Origin of the sequence: Streptomyces sp. R35, from assembly GCF_041053035.1 — a bacterium.
GTDB lineage: Bacteria > Actinomycetota > Actinomycetes > Streptomycetales > Streptomycetaceae > Streptomyces > Streptomyces lutosisoli.
Genome location: NZ_CP163440.1, coordinates 1370532 through 1388754, shown reverse-complemented (window position 1 = coordinate 1388754; position 18223 = coordinate 1370532). Strand labels below are relative to the sequence as shown.

The 18223-nt window shown below is 71.7% G+C and carries 19 protein-coding genes and 1 pseudogene; 9 read left to right on the top strand and 11 right to left on the bottom strand.

Annotated elements, in window-relative coordinates:
* Positions 1-10: 10 nt before the first annotated feature.
* On the top strand, positions 11-868 hold the full coding sequence (locus AB5J50_RS06750) for a ketose-bisphosphate aldolase (RefSeq protein ID WP_369255837.1): 858 nt from the start codon (positions 11-13) through the stop codon (positions 866-868).
* 5 nt (positions 869-873) lie between these two features.
* Here AB5J50_RS06750 and AB5J50_RS06745 read toward each other — a convergent pair whose 3' ends face one another.
* Together AB5J50_RS06745 and AB5J50_RS06740 are read right to left on the bottom strand one after the other, a co-directional pair.
* Positions 874-1155 (bottom strand): hypothetical protein, encoded by a 282-nt coding sequence (locus AB5J50_RS06745; RefSeq protein ID WP_369255835.1) that lies wholly within the window; start codon positions 1153-1155, stop codon positions 874-876.
* Positions 1152-1985: a phytanoyl-CoA dioxygenase family protein gene (locus AB5J50_RS06740; RefSeq protein ID WP_369255833.1), complete on the bottom strand. Its 834-nt coding sequence runs from the start codon at positions 1983-1985 to the stop codon at positions 1152-1154. Before AB5J50_RS06740 ends, AB5J50_RS06745 begins: the two co-directional genes overlap by 4 nt.
* A gap of 71 nt (positions 1986-2056) precedes the next feature.
* Here AB5J50_RS06740 and AB5J50_RS06735 point away from each other — a divergent pair, with 71 nt between their 5' ends.
* Complete coding sequence (locus AB5J50_RS06735; RefSeq protein WP_369255831.1) at positions 2057-2830, top strand: helix-turn-helix domain-containing protein; 774 nt, start codon at positions 2057-2059, stop codon at positions 2828-2830.
* Here the strand turns inward: AB5J50_RS06735 and AB5J50_RS06730 are convergent.
* Entirely contained in the window at positions 2820-3962 is a 1143-nt protein-coding gene (locus AB5J50_RS06730; RefSeq protein ID WP_369255829.1) for a methyltransferase, read from the bottom strand. The two genes, AB5J50_RS06735 and AB5J50_RS06730, sit on opposite strands and share 11 nt — an antisense overlap.
* Positions 3963-4075: 113 nt before the next feature.
* Between AB5J50_RS06730 and AB5J50_RS06725 the strand changes: the two genes are divergently transcribed.
* Positions 4076-4729: an alpha-ketoglutarate-dependent dioxygenase AlkB gene (locus tag AB5J50_RS06725; protein WP_369265324.1), complete on the top strand. Its 654-nt coding sequence runs from the start codon at positions 4076-4078 to the stop codon at positions 4727-4729.
* Positions 4730-4801: 72 nt separating this feature from the next.
* On the top strand, positions 4802-6043 hold the full coding sequence (locus AB5J50_RS06720) for an ROK family protein (protein ID WP_327426700.1): 1242 nt from the start codon (positions 4802-4804) through the stop codon (positions 6041-6043).
* A gap of 40 nt (positions 6044-6083) precedes the next feature.
* Here AB5J50_RS06720 and ilvY read toward each other — a convergent pair whose 3' ends face one another.
* Positions 6084-6935, bottom strand: a complete 852-nt coding sequence (ilvY, locus tag AB5J50_RS06715; RefSeq protein WP_369255827.1) for an HTH-type transcriptional activator IlvY — start codon at positions 6933-6935, stop codon at positions 6084-6086.
* 88 nt (positions 6936-7023) lie between these two features.
* On the opposite strand from ilvY, the gene AB5J50_RS06710 reads away from it, so the two are divergent.
* Positions 7024-8523, top strand: coding sequence for a ketol-acid reductoisomerase (locus AB5J50_RS06710; protein WP_369255825.1), 1500 nt, complete (start codon positions 7024-7026; stop codon positions 8521-8523).
* A gap of 11 nt (positions 8524-8534) precedes the next feature.
* Here AB5J50_RS06710 and AB5J50_RS06705 read toward each other — a convergent pair whose 3' ends face one another.
* The 4 genes from AB5J50_RS06705 to AB5J50_RS06690 are packed head-to-tail and all read right to left on the bottom strand — an operon-like array spanning position 8535 to position 11030.
* On the bottom strand, positions 8535-9467 hold the full coding sequence (locus tag AB5J50_RS06705) for a phosphotriesterase (RefSeq protein ID WP_369255823.1): 933 nt from the start codon (positions 9465-9467) through the stop codon (positions 8535-8537).
* Positions 9464-10048 (bottom strand): DUF4865 family protein, encoded by a 585-nt coding sequence (locus tag AB5J50_RS06700; RefSeq protein ID WP_369255821.1) that lies wholly within the window; start codon positions 10046-10048, stop codon positions 9464-9466. Before AB5J50_RS06700 ends, AB5J50_RS06705 begins: the two co-directional genes overlap by 4 nt.
* Before the next feature lie 11 nt (positions 10049-10059).
* Entirely contained in the window at positions 10060-10455 is a 396-nt protein-coding gene (locus AB5J50_RS06695) for a cupin domain-containing protein (protein WP_369255819.1), read from the bottom strand.
* 14 nt (positions 10456-10469) lie between these two features.
* Entirely contained in the window at positions 10470-11030 is a 561-nt protein-coding gene (locus AB5J50_RS06690; protein WP_369255817.1) for a TetR/AcrR family transcriptional regulator, read from the bottom strand.
* A gap of 177 nt (positions 11031-11207) precedes the next feature.
* Between AB5J50_RS06690 and AB5J50_RS06685 the strand changes: the two are divergent.
* The 3 genes and pseudogenes from AB5J50_RS06685 to AB5J50_RS06675 all read left to right on the top strand — a co-directional run.
* A pseudogene (locus AB5J50_RS06685) lies at positions 11208-11504 on the top strand (SHOCT domain-containing protein); the annotation flags it as partial.
* 7 nt (positions 11505-11511) lie between these two features.
* The gene (locus tag AB5J50_RS06680) at positions 11512-12270 is read left to right on the top strand and encodes an ABC transporter ATP-binding protein (protein ID WP_369255815.1); all 759 of its coding nucleotides are present in this window, start codon (positions 11512-11514) and stop codon (positions 12268-12270) included.
* Positions 12267-14828 carry an ABC transporter permease gene (locus tag AB5J50_RS06675; RefSeq protein WP_369255813.1) on the top strand — a complete coding sequence of 854 codons (2562 nt, stop codon included), beginning with the start codon at positions 12267-12269 and terminating at the stop codon, positions 14826-14828. The genes AB5J50_RS06680 and AB5J50_RS06675 overlap by 4 nt, the downstream gene beginning before the upstream one ends.
* Positions 14829-14881: 53 nt before the next feature.
* Here AB5J50_RS06675 and AB5J50_RS06670 read toward each other — a convergent pair whose 3' ends face one another.
* Both AB5J50_RS06670 and AB5J50_RS06665 read right to left on the bottom strand, forming a co-directional pair.
* Positions 14882-15397, bottom strand: a complete 516-nt coding sequence (locus AB5J50_RS06670) for an ATP-binding protein (RefSeq protein WP_369255811.1) — start codon at positions 15395-15397, stop codon at positions 14882-14884.
* 273 nt (positions 15398-15670) lie between these two features.
* On the bottom strand, positions 15671-15994 hold the full coding sequence (locus AB5J50_RS06665; protein WP_327426690.1) for a hypothetical protein: 324 nt from the start codon (positions 15992-15994) through the stop codon (positions 15671-15673).
* 383 nt (positions 15995-16377) lie between these two features.
* On the opposite strand from AB5J50_RS06665, the gene AB5J50_RS06660 reads away from it, so the two are divergent.
* Positions 16378-17502 (top strand): PLP-dependent cysteine synthase family protein, encoded by a 1125-nt coding sequence (locus tag AB5J50_RS06660; RefSeq protein WP_369255809.1) that lies wholly within the window; start codon positions 16378-16380, stop codon positions 17500-17502.
* A 129-nt stretch (positions 17503-17631) separates the two neighbouring features.
* On the opposite strand, the gene AB5J50_RS06655 is transcribed toward AB5J50_RS06660, so the two are convergent.
* The gene (locus AB5J50_RS06655; RefSeq protein ID WP_369255807.1) at positions 17632-18111 is read right to left on the bottom strand and encodes an SRPBCC family protein; all 480 of its coding nucleotides are present in this window, start codon (positions 18109-18111) and stop codon (positions 17632-17634) included.
* Between the last annotated feature and the right edge of the window lie 112 nt (positions 18112-18223).

The window sequence follows — 18223 nt, the reverse complement described above, 5'->3', positions numbered from 1 at the left end:
AGGAGGAGTTGTGCCCCTCGCAGCAACCGGTGAACTGGTCCTCGCGGCCGCTGAGGCGCGGACCGCCGTCGCCGCCTTCAACATCATCACCCTGGAACACGTCGAGGCTGTCATCGCGGGCGCCGAGTCCGTCGCCGCGCCGGTCGTCCTCCAAGTCAGCGAGAACGCGGTGAAGTTCCGCTACGGACGGCTGCTCCCGCTGGCCCGTGCCGTGACCGCGGCGGCCGAACGCGCCTCGGTGCCCGTGGCGTTGCACCTCGACCACGTCCAGAGCGACGACCTGTTGCGGCAGGCGCCCGGCGCCGGGTTCAGCTCCGTGATGTACGACGCGGCACGGCTGCCGTACGAGGAGAACCTCGCCGCCACCCGGGCCGCCGCCGACTGGGCACACGCCCAAGGGCTCTGGATCGAGGCCGAGTTGGGGGAGATCGGCGGCAAGACGGGGTCGGCCGAGCCGCCGCTCGACGCGCACGCGCCCGGCGCCCGTACCGACCCCGCGGAGGCCCGCGCCTTCGTGGCCGACTCCGGCGTGGACGCCCTGGCCGTCGCCATCGGCAGCTCGCACGCTATGACCACCCGCACCGCCACTCTCGACCACGACCTCCTCAAGCGGCTGACCGCCGCGCTCGACGTGCCACTCGTCCTGCACGGCTCCTCCGGAGTGCCGGACGGCCAGCTGGCGGCGGCCGTCGCGGGCGGCATCGCCAAGGTCAATGTCGGTACGGCGCTGAACATCGCGATGACCGGCGCCATCCGGGAGTTCCTCGCCGCCCACCCCGAAGCGGTGGACTCACGCAAATACCTCAGCGTGGGGCGGGAGGCGATGGCGCAGACGGTGGCGCGGCTCATCCGCGTTCTGCGTCCCTGAGCGAATCAAGCGGCGTCGGTCTCCACGAGTTTCTCGAAGAAGAACTCGTGCTTGAGGAACGACGTGTCGTACTCACGCCCTGGATACGGCGGAATCAGCTGCGCCGCCTGGAACAGCCGCCAGCCGTCCTCCAGGGCGTGCACACCGCACTTGTACGGGGGTTCGTCACTGTCCCCGGTCGTGGGAGACGTACGGCCGGTGCCGTCGTAGACCGACCAGCCCACCACGTCGGAGTCGAGCGCGGAGGTGGCCAGATAGAGCACGAGAACCTGCTGACGGAGACTCATACGGGGTCCCCCTGAGGGCGGTTGGAAACCCGGGTCACCCAGTGGTCCAGGTCGAAGGAGTCGTCCCCGGTGAGCGAGCGCCACAGCAGGACACGGTTGTAGACCTCAAGACGGCCGGTGGCGTGCTCGTACCACGGGAACGTCGTGCCGAGTTCCTCGGCGACGCGCGGGTCCCCGAGATCCGAGGTGTCCCACAGCCGCCGCTGCCGCACCGCCGGATTGAAGCGGATCTTGAACATATAGCGGACCGTGTCGCTGTCGTTGCGCCGCCCGCCGTGCCACAGCCCATGGTGCAGAAACACCACGGTGCCGGCCGGACAGACGAGGCGGCTCTGCCCGCGCAGGTTCTGGTAGCGCCCGGTGTCCGACTCGTTGGTGCGCCGCAGATGGCTGCCCGGCACGCTGAGGGTGCCGCCCATGTCGAGGGTGACGTCCTGCGGGTAGTACATCAACTGGACGTCGAAGGCATCGGTGCGTACGTCGATGATCGCGTCCCCGTGCAGCGGCTGCGCCCGTCCCTCACGGGGCTCGCGGACGTGGACGGCGTGATGGTCGACGCTTGGTCCGGGGCCGACAAGACTGTGCAACGCCCCGGCCACGGCAGGGAGTTCAAGGAGACGGCGGACGAAGGACCCCTCCGGGTAGGCGTCCGGCACCGGGCTGCCGTACGGCACGCCGGGCAGGCCCTCGCTCAGCACCTCCATCCCCTCGGCATTCATCTCCGGCGGCACCACGGCGTCGAGGCGCAGTGAGCCATGGGCCACGAAATGCGCCATCCGCACCGAGCTCAGCAGCCGTGTGCCGGCGGTCTGCTCCAACGTGTTGGTCATGCAGGCCAACGTAGGACCGGCCTCCTCGTCCGCGCGTTGGCCTCACTCACCACTGCTGGTAGTTTTTCACCATGCGGGAGACGGAGCTTCACCTCGGCGAACCGCCCGCCGTCGTCAACATCGGCGTCGGCGTGCACGGCGTCGCGAGCCCCACGGACGTCTTCCGGCTGCCGGAGCTGTGGCAGCTGCACCTCTACCAGTACGACGCCGAGCTGACCGTCGACGGCACGGCGCACGCCATCCGCCCCGGCCGCCTGAGCCTCGTACCGCCCGGGACCACCGTCCGCTACCGCTACCAGGGCCGCTCCGAACACCTCTACGCGCATCTGCGGATCAGCCCCGCGGGGCCGTCGCGCACCATCCCGGTCATGCAGGACACGGGGCCCGAACTCCCCACCCTGTCAGGCCTGTTGTTGCACGCGATCGCGGCGGCGCCCGGCGCACCGGAGCGCACCCGGGCCGAGATCTGGACCGCGCTGTGGCGCATCGCCGGCCTGACTCCGCCCGCTGTGACGAGCCAGGGCCCCCACCCGGCGGTCAGCACGGCGATCGCGCACATCGAGGCTCACCTCGCCGCCCCGCTCACCATCCCCGAGATCGCCCGCGCCGCCGGGGTCTCCCACAACCACCTCACCCGGCTCTTCCGCACCGAGACGGGAACCACGGTCGTGGCCTACATCCGGCGCCGCAGACTGGAGCGCGCCCACCACCTGCTGCGCGCCTCGACCCTCTCCATCCCGGCCGTGGCAGCCTCCGTAGGTATCCCCGACCTCCAGGCCTTCAACAAGGCGTGCCGCCGCGAACTCGGCGCCTCGCCCCGCGTGCTGCGCGGGGCTACTTCTTGACGGCCCGGAGAATCACGAACTTCGCGTCGCCGGCGACGAGTTCACTGTTGCCGAAGAGACGGCGCAGCTTCAGGTGGTAGCCGAGGTGACGATTGCCGATCACCCACAGCTCGCCGCCTGGCCGCAGCGCGCGCCGCGCCTCCGAGAACATCCGCCAGGCCGTGGTGTCCGTCGTCGCCTGGTGCGAGTGGAACGGCGGATTGTTGAGCACGAGGTCGACGCTTCCGTCGGGAACATCCGTCAGCCCGTCACCGACGCGGAACTCCGCGTCTCCCTGGGCGTTCGCCCGGTAGGTCGCCTCGGCCGAGGCCACGGCCTGGTACGACTCGTCGACGAACAGCACCTCGGCCTCGGGGTTGGCCAGCGCGACCGCCGTCCCCAGGACCCCGTTCCCGCAGCCCAGGTCCACGACACGCTCGGCACCGCGGCTACGCGGCAGATGCTGGAGGAAGAACCGGGTGCCGATGTCGAGGCGGTCGGCGCAGAAGACGCCCGCGTGGTTGACGACAGTGCGGCCGGAGACCTGACCGATGCCGTCGGGGAGCTCGTAGCTGTACGGCCACGGGTTCGCCTCCCGCGCGATCCCCGAGAGCGGGGTGCAGAAGATGAGCCGGGCCTTCTTCTCGGCCAGCGAGGTGCGGGTCGGGCCCAGGATCCGCTCGAAGAGGTGCAGCGTCGAGGTGTGGATCTCCTTGACCATCCCGGTGCCGACGACGACCGTCCCCTCGTGCACACCGGGCGCCAGCCGGTGCAGCTGGTCCTCCAGGAGAGCCAGGCTCTTCGGCACCCGGACGAGCAGCACGTCGATGCGTTCGGGCGGGGCGTCCTGCGTGGTGAGGAGCCGTACCGCGTCCTCCTCGGCACCGGCCCGCGCCAGATTCGCCCGCGTCGCCTTCTGCGCGAGGAACGAGTCGGTGATCTGCGTCGGCCGGTGCGCCGACAGCGCCGTGGCGAGCGCACCCCACCGGTCGCCGACCACCACGACCGATCCGGTCAGCGGGGTCCCGCTCTCCGCCAGGTGCCGCAGCAGATAGGTGTCGGCGGCGTCCCAGGCCCGCAGCTGGTCGCGAGGGTCCTCGGGGAAACGGGCCAGCTCGTACTCGCCCCAGGGTGTGCTCATCCGGTCGTTCATCGTGGGTCAAGGCTAAGCGCTGTCGGGAACGCACCCGCACTTCCCCGACTCCGCTTGGCCGAGCCGCAGCTCAGCCCCGGTCCGGCCGGGTGCGCGAGGATGGGGTCATGTCCATGGACGCCGAACTGTTCCCCCGGAGCCGGACGGAGATCGCGCCCGACGCGGTACATGTCCCGGACTGGCTGGACGCCGAGCACCAGCGGCAGCTCCTGGAGGCCTGCCGAGCCTGGGCCCGCCCACCGGCCGGCCTGCGCACGGTCCGCACGCCCGGTGGCGGCACGATGACCTCCCGGCAGGTCTGCCTCGGCTGGCACTGGTATCCGTACGGATACGCGCGCACGGTGGTCGACGGCGACGGCTCCCCGGTCAAGCCCTTCCCGGCCTGGCTGGCAGACCTCGCCCGCGATGCGGCCCGAGACGCCCTCGGCCCGGAGGCCGTCGCCGCGACAGCCCCGTACGACATCGCACTGATCAACTTCTACGACGCCGACGCCCGCATGGGCATGCACCGCGACAGCGACGAGCAGTCGGACGCGCCGGTGGTGTCGCTGAGCCTCGGCGACACCTGCGTCTTCCGGTTCGGGAACACGGAGTCCCGCGCGCGGCCGTACACGGATGTGGAGCTGCGCAGCGGCGATCTCTTCGTGTTCGGCGGGGCGTCGCGGCTCGCGTATCACGGGGTGCCGCGGGTGTACGCGGGCACGGCGCCGACCGAGTTGGGGCTGACCGGCCGGCTGAACGTCACGCTCCGGGTCAGCGGCTGGTAGGCCGTACGTCTCCGAGGCCGCTCGGCGACCGGGCGGGCCCCGTCATCAGCGGATCATGGGAGACTCGCCCTCATGAACGGCAAGGCGGGCCCCCGGGCGGCGGGGGAAGGGAACACGCGGACGCGGCTGGACCGGGGGCGCGGAGCGCTCGGGCCGGCGCTGGAGCTGGTGCACACCGGGCGTGCGCCGACGCGTGCCGTGCTCACCGCCGAACTGGGGGTCACCCGGGCGACCGCGGGCGCGGTGGCCGCGGAGCTGGAGGCGCTGGGGCTGATCAGGGTCGACGCGCGGCCCGGGGCGGCCGCCGGTTCGCAGGGGCGGCCCTCGCACCGGCTCGAGGTCGCCGAGGACGGGCCCGTCGCGCTGGCCGCGCAGGTGCACGCCGACGGCTTCCGCGCCGCGCTGGTCGGGCTCGGCGGCCGGATCGTCGCCACCGCGCCCGGCTGCGAGACCGTGGACGCCGACCCGGCGAAGGTGCTCGGCTCGGTCGTCGAGGCCGGCGCCGAACTGCTGCGCGACACCGGGCGACGCTGTGTGGGCGCCGGACTCGCCGTGCCGTCCGCCGTCGCCGAACCCGAGGGGCTCGCTCTCAACCCGCTGCACCTGGCCTGGCCCGCGGGCTCTCCGGTGCGCCAGATCTTCGCCGAGCGGGTGCGTGCGGCCGGCATCCAGGGACCCGCGTTCGCCGCCAATGATGTCAACCTCGCCGCCCTCGCCGAGCATCGCCACGGTGCGGGCCGCGGCGCCCGCGACCTGCTGTGCGTGGCCACCGGCCACCGGGGCGTCGGCGGCGCGCTCGTGCTCGACGGGCGGCTGCACACGGGCAGTTCGGGGCTCGCCCTCGAAGTCGGTCACCTCACCGTCAACCCCGAGGGCCGGCCCTGCTACTGCGGCAGCCGCGGCTGTCTCGACGTCGAGGCGGACCCGCTGGCCTTCCTCACCGCGGCGGGCCGCGACCCCGGCCCCGAGGTGTCGCTGCTCCAGCAGGCCAACGACCTGATCCGCGGGCAGTACGACGACCCGGGCGTCCGCACGGCCGTCGAAGCACTGATCGACCGCCTCGGCCTCGGCCTCGCGGGCCTGGTCAACATCCTCAACCCGGACCGCATCATCCTCGGCGGACTGCACCGCACCCTGCTCGACGCCGACCCGGACCGGCTGCGCGCCGTCGTCGCCGACCGCAGCCTGTGGGGGCAGAGCGGCGGCGTACCCATCCTCGCGTGCACGCTGGACCACAACAGCCTTGTGGGGGCTGCCGAGTTGGCGTGGCAGCCGGTGCTCGACGATCCGCCGGCGGCGCTGGCCGGGGTCTGAGAGGTCAGGAAGCGGTCGGCTGCACCGCGCCGCGACGGCGTCAGGAACCGGTCAGGCTCCACAGTGCCGCGACCAGCGGCCGTCGCAGGTCCGTCCGGCGTACGCACAACCCGATCGGGAACGGCTCGGGCGGGGGATCCGCGGGAATCACCGACAGACGCTCGCGCACCGCACTGTGATCGAGTACGAGGCGGGGGACCACGCCCGTGCCACAGCCGAGCGCGACCAGGGCCAACAGCCCTTCGTGGCCGTCCGGTTCGGTGGCCACCTCGGGAGCCGTGCCGTGCGCGCGGAACCAGCGGTCCGCCGCCTCGCGGACAAGACCCCGGTGCGGGAGTACGAAGGGGCCGCCGAGTCCCGGGTCCGGGCGGTCGCGGGCGGTGACGAAGACCAGCTCCGTCGTCGCCAGCGTCCGGCTGACCAAGGGGTCCGGCAGCCGTGCCGGGATGCCCGCGACCGCCACGTCGACTTCGCCCTCGTCGAGCCGGGCCAGCGCGGCCGCCGCGTCGCCGGTCCGCAGTTCAAGGCGGACCTGCGGATGCGCGGCCCGGAACGGCGCCAACAGGTCCGGAAGCAGGGCCTGGCAGGCGGTCACCGTCGCGAACACCGTGAGACGGCCGGTGAGTTCCGCCGGGTCCGGGTGCTCCTCGCGGTACGAGCGCCACAACTCCAGTGCCTGAACGGCGTATTCACGGAAGCGGTGGCCCTCCGCCGTCAGCGACACACCTCGCGGACCGCGGTCGAGGAGCCGGTGGCCGAGTTCCGACTCCAGCCGCTGCACGGTCCGGGTGAGGGTGGCCGGGCTGACATGGCAGTCGAGGCTCGTCCGCCCGAAGTTCAACGTCTGCGCCAGATGGAGGAAGAGACGCAGCTCGCGGTGGTCGTCGCGCATACCCCCACCTCGTCCTTTCATTCCATGCAACAGTCCGCTGCGGAAGTTGCGCTTGTCGCAACGATCCGTCGGAGCCTACAACTCGACCATGACCTCGACGACTTCGACGAGCACGGACCCACGCACCAACGCCTTCACCTCCACCGTGTTCCCGCTCGACATCATGGACGTCCCCGGCGGTACCGAGACCATCCTGCGCGGCGGCCGGCACCTCTTGCCGCTGCTCCCGGAGGCCTTCGCGGGCATCCGCCGCATCGGCGTCATCGGCTGGGGACCGCAAGGGCGCGCCCAGGCCCAGAACCTGCGCGACTCGCTCGCGGGCACCGACATCCGGGTGGCCGTCGGGCTGCGTCCCGGATCCGTTTCCGCCGCCGACGCCCGCGCGCACGGCTTCACCGAGGCGGCCGGCACGCTCGGCGACTGGCTCGCCGTCACCGCCGAGAGCGACCTGGTGATCCTGCTGATCGCGGACGCCGCGCTCGTCGCGCACCACCGCGAGATCTTCGCGGCGCTGAAGCCGGGCGCCACCATCGGTCTGTCCCACGGCTTCCTGCTCGGTCATCTCCATGAGACCGGCGGGGAGTTCCCGGTCGGCCACGGAGTGATCGCCGTCTGCCCCAAGGGCATGGGCGACTCGGTGCGCCGCCTCTACGAGCAGGGCGCGGAGATCAACGGCGCCGGAATCAACAGCAGTTTCGCCGTGCACGCCGACCCCGACGGCCACGCCACCGACCGCGCCCTCGCCTGGTCGGTCGCGCTCGGCTCCCCGTACACCTTCCGCACCACGCTCGACAGCGAGTACCTCTCCGACATCGTCGGCGAACGCGCCATCCTGCTCGGCGCCGTGCACGGCATCGTCGAGAGCCTGTACGGCCGCTTCCGCCTCGCGGGCGACGATGCGGTGACCGCGTACGAGAGGTCCTGCGAGAACATCACCGGGCCGATCGCCCGCACCATCTCGCGCGAGGGGCTGCGGGCGGTGCGCGAGGGACTGGACGCGGCCGGGCGTGATGTCTTCGACCGGGTGTACACGGCGACGTACGGTCCCGCTCGCGAGGTCGTCGCCGAGATCTACGACGAGGTCGCCGACGGAACAGAGCTGCGCAGTGTGATCCTCGCCGAACAGCGGCTCGGCGCCCGCCCGATGAGCCGGATCGGCGGATCGCCGATGTGGGCGGCCGGCGACGAGGTGCGTGCCCGGCGGGCCCGACGTGCCCCGTCCGTCGACCCGTTCACAGCGGGAGTCTTCATCGCCACCATGACCGCCCAGATCGATGAGTTCGCCGAGCGCGGCCACCCCTGGTCGGAGATCGTCAACGAGTCCGTGATCGAGGCGGTCGACTCACTGCTGCCGTACATGCACGCCCGCGATGTGGCGTACATGGTCGACAACTGCTCCCGCACGGCCCGCCTCGGCGCCCGCCGCTGGGGCCCGCGCTTCCAGGCGGCGTACGAGCAGATCGCCTTTCCGGGGGCGGCCGCGCCGACGGATCCGGCACTGATCGAGGCCTTCACCGCCCACCCGATGCACGACGCCCTGGCCGCGGCCGCCGAACTCCGACCCTCCGTGGACATTTCCGTGGCCTAGGCCCTGTCGACTCAGGGCCACGCGACCGCGAAGGCGCGCCCGGGATTCCCGCTGAGCATGCGGTCCACCAGGTCCTTGCCCAGGGCGAGTTCGAGCCTCGGGCGCACCCGTCGCAGCAGATACGGCATCCCGGGGCCGCCGTTGACCGAGCGGGCGGCGGCGGTCGTCGTGTCGCCGCCCAGGAGCAGGCGGTGGCCGAAACCGGCGTCGGCGAGGGCGCGTACGGCGTTCGGCATGCGCCAGTCGGTGGCGTGGTGGGCGCGTGATGGGCCGTCGAAGGCGAGGTACGCGCCCGCCTCGGCGGCCTCGCGCTGCACCACGAAGTCCGGCGAGCGGTTGAGGTGGCCCAGGATCACCCGGTGCGGTGGCACACCCAACTCGCCGCACAGCAGGTCGAGTACGTCGAGGGCGCCCGTGCCCAGCTCCAGGTGGACGGCGATCGGCGCCCCCGTGGCGTGGTGGGCCTCGGCCGCGGCGGTCATCGTCCAGCGGGCGTGAGCGTCGAGGGCGTGGAAGCCGCCCGCGACCTTGATGAGTCCGGCCCGGACCCCGGAGGTGCCGATGCCTGTCGTGAGTTCGGAGACGAACAGGGCTGCCAGCTTGTTGCGCAACTCGGAGAGCGACTCGGGCGTGTAGTGCGCCGCCTGGTGGAGCCCGGTCGCGGCGACCACCTGAACGCCGGTGTCGCGGGCCAGCAAGGGCAGGTCCGCGGCGCGCCGCCCCAGGCCGTACGGCGTCCACTGCACCACGCTGGTGCCGCCCTGCGCGCGGAACGCCGCCAGCTCGGCCCGCGCTGCGGACGCGTCGCGCAGTTCCTGGCCGGGGAGTTGGGGGCTGCCGAAGAAGAGGTGGTCGTGCGCGTCGCACACGCCCAGTTCCTCCGGGCGCACGTCTCCGAGGACCGTACGGACTGTCTCCGCGAGGGCGTGAGGGGCAGTGCTCACCACTGCCGGCCCCGCGGCAGCCGGTCGCGTTCCGGTGCCGACAGGTGCAGCACCTGGAAGATCTCCCCCGACGCCTTGGGGGAGTCGTGGTCCCACAGGGAGAAGTGCACCAGCTCCCAGTGGTGCGGATCGACGGCCGCCGCCACGCAGACCGCGCCGTCCAGCGAGGCCAGTCGCCCCGCCTCGCGCACGGCCTCCTCCGTCACCTCGGACAGGTCCACTCCCTCGGGCACGGGCAGGCGTCGCCGCACCGCGACCTTGGCGGGCGACCCGGCGGCGCCGCCCTCCTCGTACGCGAGACCCGTCCAGTGCTGCACCACCGGCCGCCCGAAATCGTTGACGAGCCCCTGGAACGCGCCGCCCCAGAGGAAGGAGTTCATGCCCTCGGTGGTGTTCCACAGGTAGAACGGTGCGTACTGGTTGACCGGCGAACCGTCCACCCCGCGCTCACGCATCAGATACGTCTTGAATCCGAGCCCGTCCCAGTCGTCGAGCAGGTGCCCGATCCGGGCGACACGCCCGCGGATGATGTCCATGTCGTAGTCGGCGGGGAAGGTGAGTTCGTACTGCATGGCGTGCATCGGGTGCCTCCTCAGGCGGGGTACTCATCCGATCCGACGTGCGTGTCCCACTCCGTGGTCGTGCCGTCCTCGGACGCCTCGACGACCGCGAGATGTGTCATGAAGGTCCGGGGCGCGGCCCCGTGCCAGTGCCACTCGCCGGGCTCGATCCACACGGTGTCGCCGGCGCGGATCGCCTCGACGTCACCCCCCTTGCGCCGCACCAGGCCCTCGCCCTCCAGGACGTGCAGGACCTGACCGTGCGGGTGGCGGTGCCACGCGGTGTGTGCGCCGGGCGCGAAGTGGACGTTGAACATCCGCAGCCGGGAGGGGGATTCGGGGACGGCGACCTCGTCGAGCCACACCGTCCCCGTGAAGTTGTCGGCCGGCCCCTGCCGGGTGTCGGGGCGCTTCCTGGTGATGTGCACGTGAGTGAACTTCCTTATCGGAGAGGCGAGAGCAGGGCGAGCAGTCCGCGGACCCCCGTGTCGAAGGCGGCGGGCGAGCCGGACGCGCGGGCCAGTACATAGCCGCCCTGGACGGTCGCGAGGATCGTCGCGGCGACCTCCTCCGCGTCGAGCGTGGGCGCGAACTGGCCCTGCTCCTTGCCCTCTTCGACGATTCCGGCCAGTCGCTCGCGCAGCCAGTCGATCGTCTCGTCCACCGGGGCGCGCAACTCGTCGTTCGCGATCACGTCCGGGTCCATCGTCAGCCGCCCGACCGGGCAGCCGCGCAGGACGTCACGCTCACGGCGCAGATACGCCTCGATGCGCTCGTACGGCGACCCGGGCGAGCTCAGTACGCCCTCGGCGGTGGCCCGCATCTCCTCGGCGGTGCGGCGGATCGCGGCCAGGGCGAGATCGGGCTTGCCCTTGAAGTGGTGGTACATGCTGCCCTGCCCCGCGCCCGCGTGCTCCTGGATGGCCTTGGGGCTCGTACCCACGTAGCCGCGCTCCCACAGGAGTTCGCGCGTTGACTCGATCAGTCGCTCCGGAGTGCTCATGAAGCCACTGTACATACTAGTAGGTACAGACGTCGAGGGTCGAAGGAAGCAGCCGGCGACACCCCGCGTACTCCCGGGGAGGTACGCGCCCAGCCGCTGGCCGTACGACGACGCGGACCCCCTCCCGGAGCGAGTCTCGAAGCATCGCAGCAGATCCCACCGAGGAGATGACCTCAGATGCAGACCCTGGCGAACTGGGACGGCGGACCCGGCCCGTGGATCCTCTTCTTCCCGCTGATCTGGGCAACCGCCGTGATCGGCGTCGTGACCGTCCTGCGCCGCACCGTCGGACGCGGTCGCCGCGGCCCGTGGCGCGCGATGGGCGGCTTCGGCCCTGACGGCGACTCCCGCCCGACAGGCGACGCGCCGATCGCCGTGCTCGGCCGCCGCTTCGCCTCCGGCGAGATCGACGAGGACGAGTACTGGCGCCGCCTCTCCGTCCTGGACGAGCAGTTCGGGCGTACGGGCAAGGGGGAGCGGCGTGACCAGCGCGACCACGACGCGTCACGCCGCGGGTGTCACCGACGCCGCCAAGGTGTACGGCGGCGGAGACACCGCCGTGAGGGCCCTGGACGGGGTGAGCGTCGGCTTTCCGGCCGGGCGCTTCACCGCGATCATGGGGCCCTCGGGCTCCGGCAAGTCCACCCTGATGCACTGCGCGGCGGGCCTGGACACGCTCACCTCCGGAGCAGCGTTCATCGGCGGCACCGAACTGGGCACGCTCGACGACCGGCGCCTGACACTCCTGCGCCGCGACCGCATCGGCTTCGTCTTCCAGGCGTTCAACCTGGTCCCGACGCTGACCGTCGCGGAGAACATCACGCTGCCGCTGGACCTCGCCGGATCCAAGGGCTCCCGTGAGTGGATCGACGCGCTCATCGACGTCGTCGGCCTGCGCGACCGGCTCCACCACCGCCCCAGCGAACTCTCCGGCGGACAGCAGCAACGCGTCGCCGTGGCACGGGCGTTCGCCGGACAGCCCGACGTCGTCTTCGCCGACGAACCCACCGGCAACCTCGACTCCCGCTCCGGCGAGGAGGTCCTGAACCTCCTCGGCCGCGCGGTGCGCCAGATGGACCGTACGGTCGTCATGGTCACACACGACCCGGTCGCCGCCGCGCACGCCGACGAGGTCGTCTTCCTCGCCGACGGACGCCTCGTCGACCGGATGGAGTCCCCGACGGCCGAGAAGGTCCTCGACCGGATGAAGGCCTTCGACGGCGCAGGGGCCCGGTCATGAACGCCTCGCTGCGCATCAGCGCCGCGTCCCTGCGCACCCACAAACGACGCTTCGCCGGTACGTTCCTGGCGGTGCTCCTCGGTGTCGCCTTCCTGGCCGGAACACTCGTCATGGGCGACACACTTCGAGCCGGCTTCGACACGATGTTCGGCAACGCGACGAAGGGCACCGATGCCGTCGTCCGCAGTGCCGACACCATCACCACGCCCGGCGAGAGTCAGGGCGTACGCCGGCCCGTCGACACCGGCCTCGTGAAGACGATCGAGAAGACTCCGGGTGTCGCGGCCGCCGTGCCCGACATCCAGGGCGCGGGCCAGCTCGTCGGCTCCGACGGGAAGCCCATCGGCGGCCAGGGCCCGCCCACTCTCGCGGGCAACTGGATCGAGGACCCCAAGCTCAACGCCTACCAACTCGCCGAGGGCCGCGCTCCGTCGAAGTCCGGTGAGGTCGTCGTCAACCGGGGCGCCGCCAAGAAGGGTGACCTGAAGATCGGCGACACGACGACCCTGCGTACGCCCGACCCCGTCAAGGTGACGATCGTGGGCCTCGCCACCTTCGGCGGCGAGGACGGCATGGCGCAGGTGACGTTCACCGCAATGACGCAGGCCGACGCGGAGAAGTACCTCACCGCGAAGCCCGGCGAGGCCGCGAGCATCCGTGTGCGGGCCGGCCCCGGCGTCAGTCAGCGGCAGCTCGCCGACGATCTGACTATCGTACTGCCCAAGGGAGTTGAGGCCATCACGGGCCAGGAGTCGGCGCAGGAGAACACCGACATGATCTCCAGCCAGTTCCTGACCATCTTCACGACCTTCCTGCTCGTCTTCTCCGGCATCGCGTTGCTGGTCGCGACCTTCTCCATCCACAACACCTTCGCGATCGTCGTCGCCCAACGCACCCGCGAGAACGCCCTGTTGCGCGCCCTCGGTGCCTCCCGCCGCCAGATCACCGTCTCGACCCTCGTCGAGGCGAGCGTGGTCGCCGTGACCGCGTCGGTCGTGGGCCTCGCGGGCGGCATCGGTGTCGCGGCCGGGCTGCAGGCACTGTTCCCGGCCATCGGATTCCCCTTCCCCGAAGGCAACTTGGTGATCAGCGGCCTGTCCATGCTGCTCCCGTTGGCGGTCGGCATCGTGGTCTGCCTCGGCTCCGCGCTGCTGCCCGCCGCACGCGCCGGACGCACCGCTCCGCTGGCCGCGCTGCGCGAGACGGCCGTCGACCAGTCCGGGGCCTCGCGCGGGCGGGCGCTCGCCGGCGGTGCTCTGGCGGCCCTGGCGATCGCCCTCACCCTCACCGGCGTCCTGGCCAGTACGTCCTTGTGGCTCGCCGGCCTCGGCGCCGTTCTGGCGCTCGCCGCCTTCGTCGTCCTCGGCCCCGTCGCGTCCTCGACAGCCGTACGGGTTCTCGGCAGCCCCCTCGACAAGCTGCGCGGGGTCACCGGCGGACTCGCCCGGCGCAACGCGCTGCGCAGCCCGAAGCGGACCGCCGCCACCGCGAGTGCCCTGATGATCGGCGTGGCCGTCGTCTCGCTGTTCACGGTCTTCGGCGCCTCGCTCAAGGCCACCATGGACCAGACGGTCTCCCGGTCCTTCGCCGGCGATGTCGCCGTCAGCACCCCCTCGTTCGGCGCCGGCGGCAGCGGACTGAGCCCGAAGCTGGCTCCCGCGATCGCGCGGCAGCCGACCGTCGAGAACGCCGTCGGCCTCGGCCGCGGTGTCGCCGAAGTCAACGGCAAAGGGCGCGCGTTGACGGTCACCGACCCGGTCACGCTCGGCAAGGTCTTCGACCTGGGCGACGTACGGGGCTCGCTGAACGACCTGGGCACCGACGGCCTCGCCCTCACCAGGAAGGAGGCCGACAAGCAGCACCTCACGACCGGTGACACGGCCCAGCTCGCCTTCACCGACGGCAAGAAGGAGAACTTCACCGTCCGCGCGGTCTACGGCCGGTCGGAACTCGCGGGCGACTACATCATCACCCGCGCCGCCTGGGCACCGCACCGAACCCAGGACTCCGACACGCTCGTCGCCGTCTCCTTGAGGAACGGCGTGAGCACGGCCGACGGCAAGGCGGCGGTGCGGAAGGTCGCGGAACAGTACGGCAACCCCGAGGTGCAGACCCGCGACGAGTACGCGCAGTCCTCGGCCGGTGGCATCGACATGATGCTCACCCTGGTCTACGCACTGCTCGCCCTCGCGGTGCTCATCGCACTGCTCGGCATCGCCAACACGTTGACCCTCGCGATCCACGAGCGCACCCGTGAACTCGGACTGCTGCGGGCCGTCGGGCAGACCCGGGCGCAGCTGCGCGCCATGGTCCGCTGGGAGTCGGTCCTGGTGGCCGCGTTCGGCACGGCGGGCGGGCTCGCCCTCGGCGCCTTCCTCGGCTGGGTGCTCGTCAGGGCCTCCGACGGCGCCTCGGACAGCGCCTTCGCCTTCGCGCTGCCGCCCGTGCGGCTCGCCGTGGTGGCGCTGGTGGGCCTCGCGGCCGGAGCCCTCGCGGGCCTGCGCCCGGCGCGGCGGGCGGCACGCCTGGACGTGCTGCGCGCCATCGCCACCGAGTGAGCCACCGAGGGACGTACGACCCTGCGATGTGCCAGGTGGGGGTCACCGCCCGGTCAGCCGGCAACGGCGGACCGGGCGGGAGCGTGTTCCGGCCTGCGCCCGTCGGCGGCGTGCCTGCGCGTGGTCTCGCGGGCCGTGTCGTGCGGCGGGCGGAGGGGCACCGTCACCACGGGAGTCGGCGCCGGAAGGGTGAACCACACGACCTTGCCCGACTCGCCGTTGGGACGCACACCCCAGCTCTCGCTCACCGCGGCGACCATGGCGAGGCCACGTCCGCAGGTGGCGCCCGGGTCCGCGTCCCGCACCTCGGGAAGGCGGGGGTCGTGGTCGTGCACCGAAACAGTGAGCCGGTCGAGCAGCAGCTCGATCTCCACGGTGCACAGCTTGTCGGGCTGGGCGTGCCGGTGGACGTTGGTCAGCAACTCGGTCACGCCGAGCGCGGCCCGGTCTATCAAGGGGTCCAGATGCCAGTAGCGCAACTGCGCAGAGACGATTCTGCGGACCTGGCCGATCCGCGACGGCAGGGCTTGGAGCTCCACCGTGCAATGCCTGCTTGGCTGGCTGATCACGGCTGCGACTCCCCGAATTGAGGTCCGGAAGAAGACGGAGATCGGATCCAGCAGAGTGGCTGATGGGAACGGCCGCCTGCTGTGGTGGCCGGCGGGCTGGTTCGCAGCGTTATCGCCGGTAAACCCAGAGTGATGTGAGACCAGCGTGACTCAGGGGGTGCGGTCCTGCAACTCGCGGCACTTTCCGCCACCGCGGCCGCTGTTCCGGCCGTCGCGCCCCGCTGCCGCGCGTCATCGCTCAAGCAGCTGAGCCCTGCTGCCCCGCGTACTGCTTCAGCCGCTGCGACCGGCCGCCTTGCGTACCGCGTCGATGAACCGGCGCGCCGAGGGCGGCCCCGGTTTGCCGGGCGCGGGATCGTGTTCGCCGAGGGTGAGGGAGTAGCGCGTGCCGTTGACATCCGCCAACGCCCGGTCCTCGTGGGCGAACCAGGGCTTCGACGCGCGCACCGCCTGCACCGGCGCGCTGTCGATCTCGCTGCCGTAACTGGTGAGCAACTGCAGCCTGCCGTCGCTGATCCGGACCTGTCCGGCCCGGGTGAGCGAGCGCAGCCTCTTCCCGATCCGCACGCCTGTGGCCGTGAACTCCGGCTCCGCCATGATGCCCCGCCCCCTTGTGCGCTTCGGCCGTGCTCTGTTTGTGCGCTTCGGCCGTGCTCTGTCGTGGTCCCGCGTCGGGCCGTGACCCAGTGCGCACCGCTCCGGCCACCGCCTCGCGCGAGGCGGCCGGCACGCGGACACGCCCCGTGCGGTGCAGTCTGCCCGCAGGCGGCGACGAGCACCAGTGCGCATGACGAGGTGACGGCCCCGGCGGAAGCACACGCCGGGATGCGCCCCCGTCGCCCGGCCGAACCGTCCCCCAGGGGTGCCTTGGGGCTGCTCAAAGATGTGTTTATGCAGGTGAGAAGCGTGCGGAAGGTGTTTATGATCGAGGCGTCCGACCAGCTGAACCGGCGTCGGCGCGATGTGTAAGGAGCCCCGCCGTGAGCAGCCCCCAGCAGACCCGGACCGGCGAAACCCTCGATGTCGACCACAGTGACGCGGAGTACCGGGCCTGGCTCAAAGAAGCCGTCCGCAAGGTCCAGGCCGACGCAAACCGCTCGGCCGACACGCATCTGCTGCGTTTCCCGCTGCCCGAGAAGTGGGGCATCGACCTGTACCTGAAGGACGAGTCGACCCACCCCACCGGCAGCCTCAAGCACCGCCTCGCCCGTTCCCTCTTCCTGTACGGGCTGTGCAATGGCTGGATCCGGCCCGGCCGTCCCGTCATCGAGGCGTCCAGCGGCTCGACGGCGGTCTCCGAAGCCTATTTCGCGGGGCTCATCGGCGTGCCCTTCATCGCGGTCATGCCGCGCACGACGAGCGCCGAGAAGTGCCGTCTGATCGAGTTCCACGGCGGGCAGTGCCACTTCGTGGACGACTCGCGCAAGATGTACGAGGAGTCCGCCGCGCTCGCGGTCGAGACGGGCGGCCACTACATGGACCAGTTCACCTACGCGGAACGGGCCACGGACTGGCGCGGGAACAACAACATCGCCGAATCCATTTTCCGCCAGCTGGAGTTGGAGCGATTCCCGGAACCCGCGTGGATCGTCGCCACGGCCGGCACCGGCGGCACCTCGGCGACCCTCGCCCGCTACGTCCACTACATGCAGTACGACACCCGCATCTGTGTCGCCGACCCGGAGAACTCCTGTTTCTTCGAGGGCTGGACCACCGGCGATCCGGACGTCACCTGTGACTGCGGCTCACGCATCGAGGGCATCGGACGGCCGCGCATGGAGCCGAGCTTCGTACCGGGTGCCATCGACCGGATGATGAAGGTGCCGGACGCGGCGAGCGTCGCCGCCGTACGCGCCCTGGAACAGGCCATCGGCCGCAAGGCGGGCGGCTCGACCGGCACCGGCCTGTGGAGTGCGCTGAAGATCGTCGCCGAGATGGTGGCCGAGGGGCGCTCGGGGAGCGTGGTGACGCTGCTGTGCGACCCCGGGGACCGCTATCTCGACAAGTACTACTCGGACGAGTGGCTGGCCGAACAAGGGCTGGACATCGCGCCGTACACGGCGGCGATCACCTCCCTGCTGGAGACGGGCGTCTGGCCGGCCTGACCTCGGCGGGGCGCTCGGCGCTCACGACGTCGGGCGTGCGCGGCCTGTGACGTCAGGCGTCCATGACGTCGGGCGTGCGCGGCCTGTGGCGTCCGGCGTACGTGATCCGAGCGCGCGTCGGCTGTTGCGTCAGGCGTGAGTGGAGGCCAGCCGGCGGTCCAGCGCCATCACCGCGTCGCGGAAGGCGCGGCCCAGGCCCGCCCGCCCGAGCTTCAGGGCCAGCCGGAAGGGTACGGCGCCGTCGGTGGCGAAGGTCCACTGGACGCGGGTGCCCTTCCCGGCCGGCGTCAGCCGCCACTCCTCGACCAGGGCGCGGGCCCCGGGCGCGTTCGTGACGTCCACCCGGTACGTGTACACCTCGGGCGCCCTTGCCGCGAGGACCGTCTCCTCGAAACGCGTGCCGCCCCTGAGCCGGACCTCGCGCCCGGCGCCGTCCTGGGTCGGCCGGGCCAGCGTCACGGCCGAGAACCACTCGCTCCAGCCGGACACGTCCTCGGCGAGCGCGTGGAAGACCGCCTCCGGGGAAGCCGCCACCTCCCGCGCGAACACCAGACGCAGCGGAGCGGTCTCGACGAAGTCGAGTCCCACCGGACGCAGACGGCGTGCCATGGACAGAACCCCCTAGCGGGAACGGAGTCCCGGGCGGCAGCGGGCGATGACCAGGGCGCGCCCCAGCCGCGGGTGGCGCGAGCAGCGTCACGGGCGGCGCGGGGACCCCCTG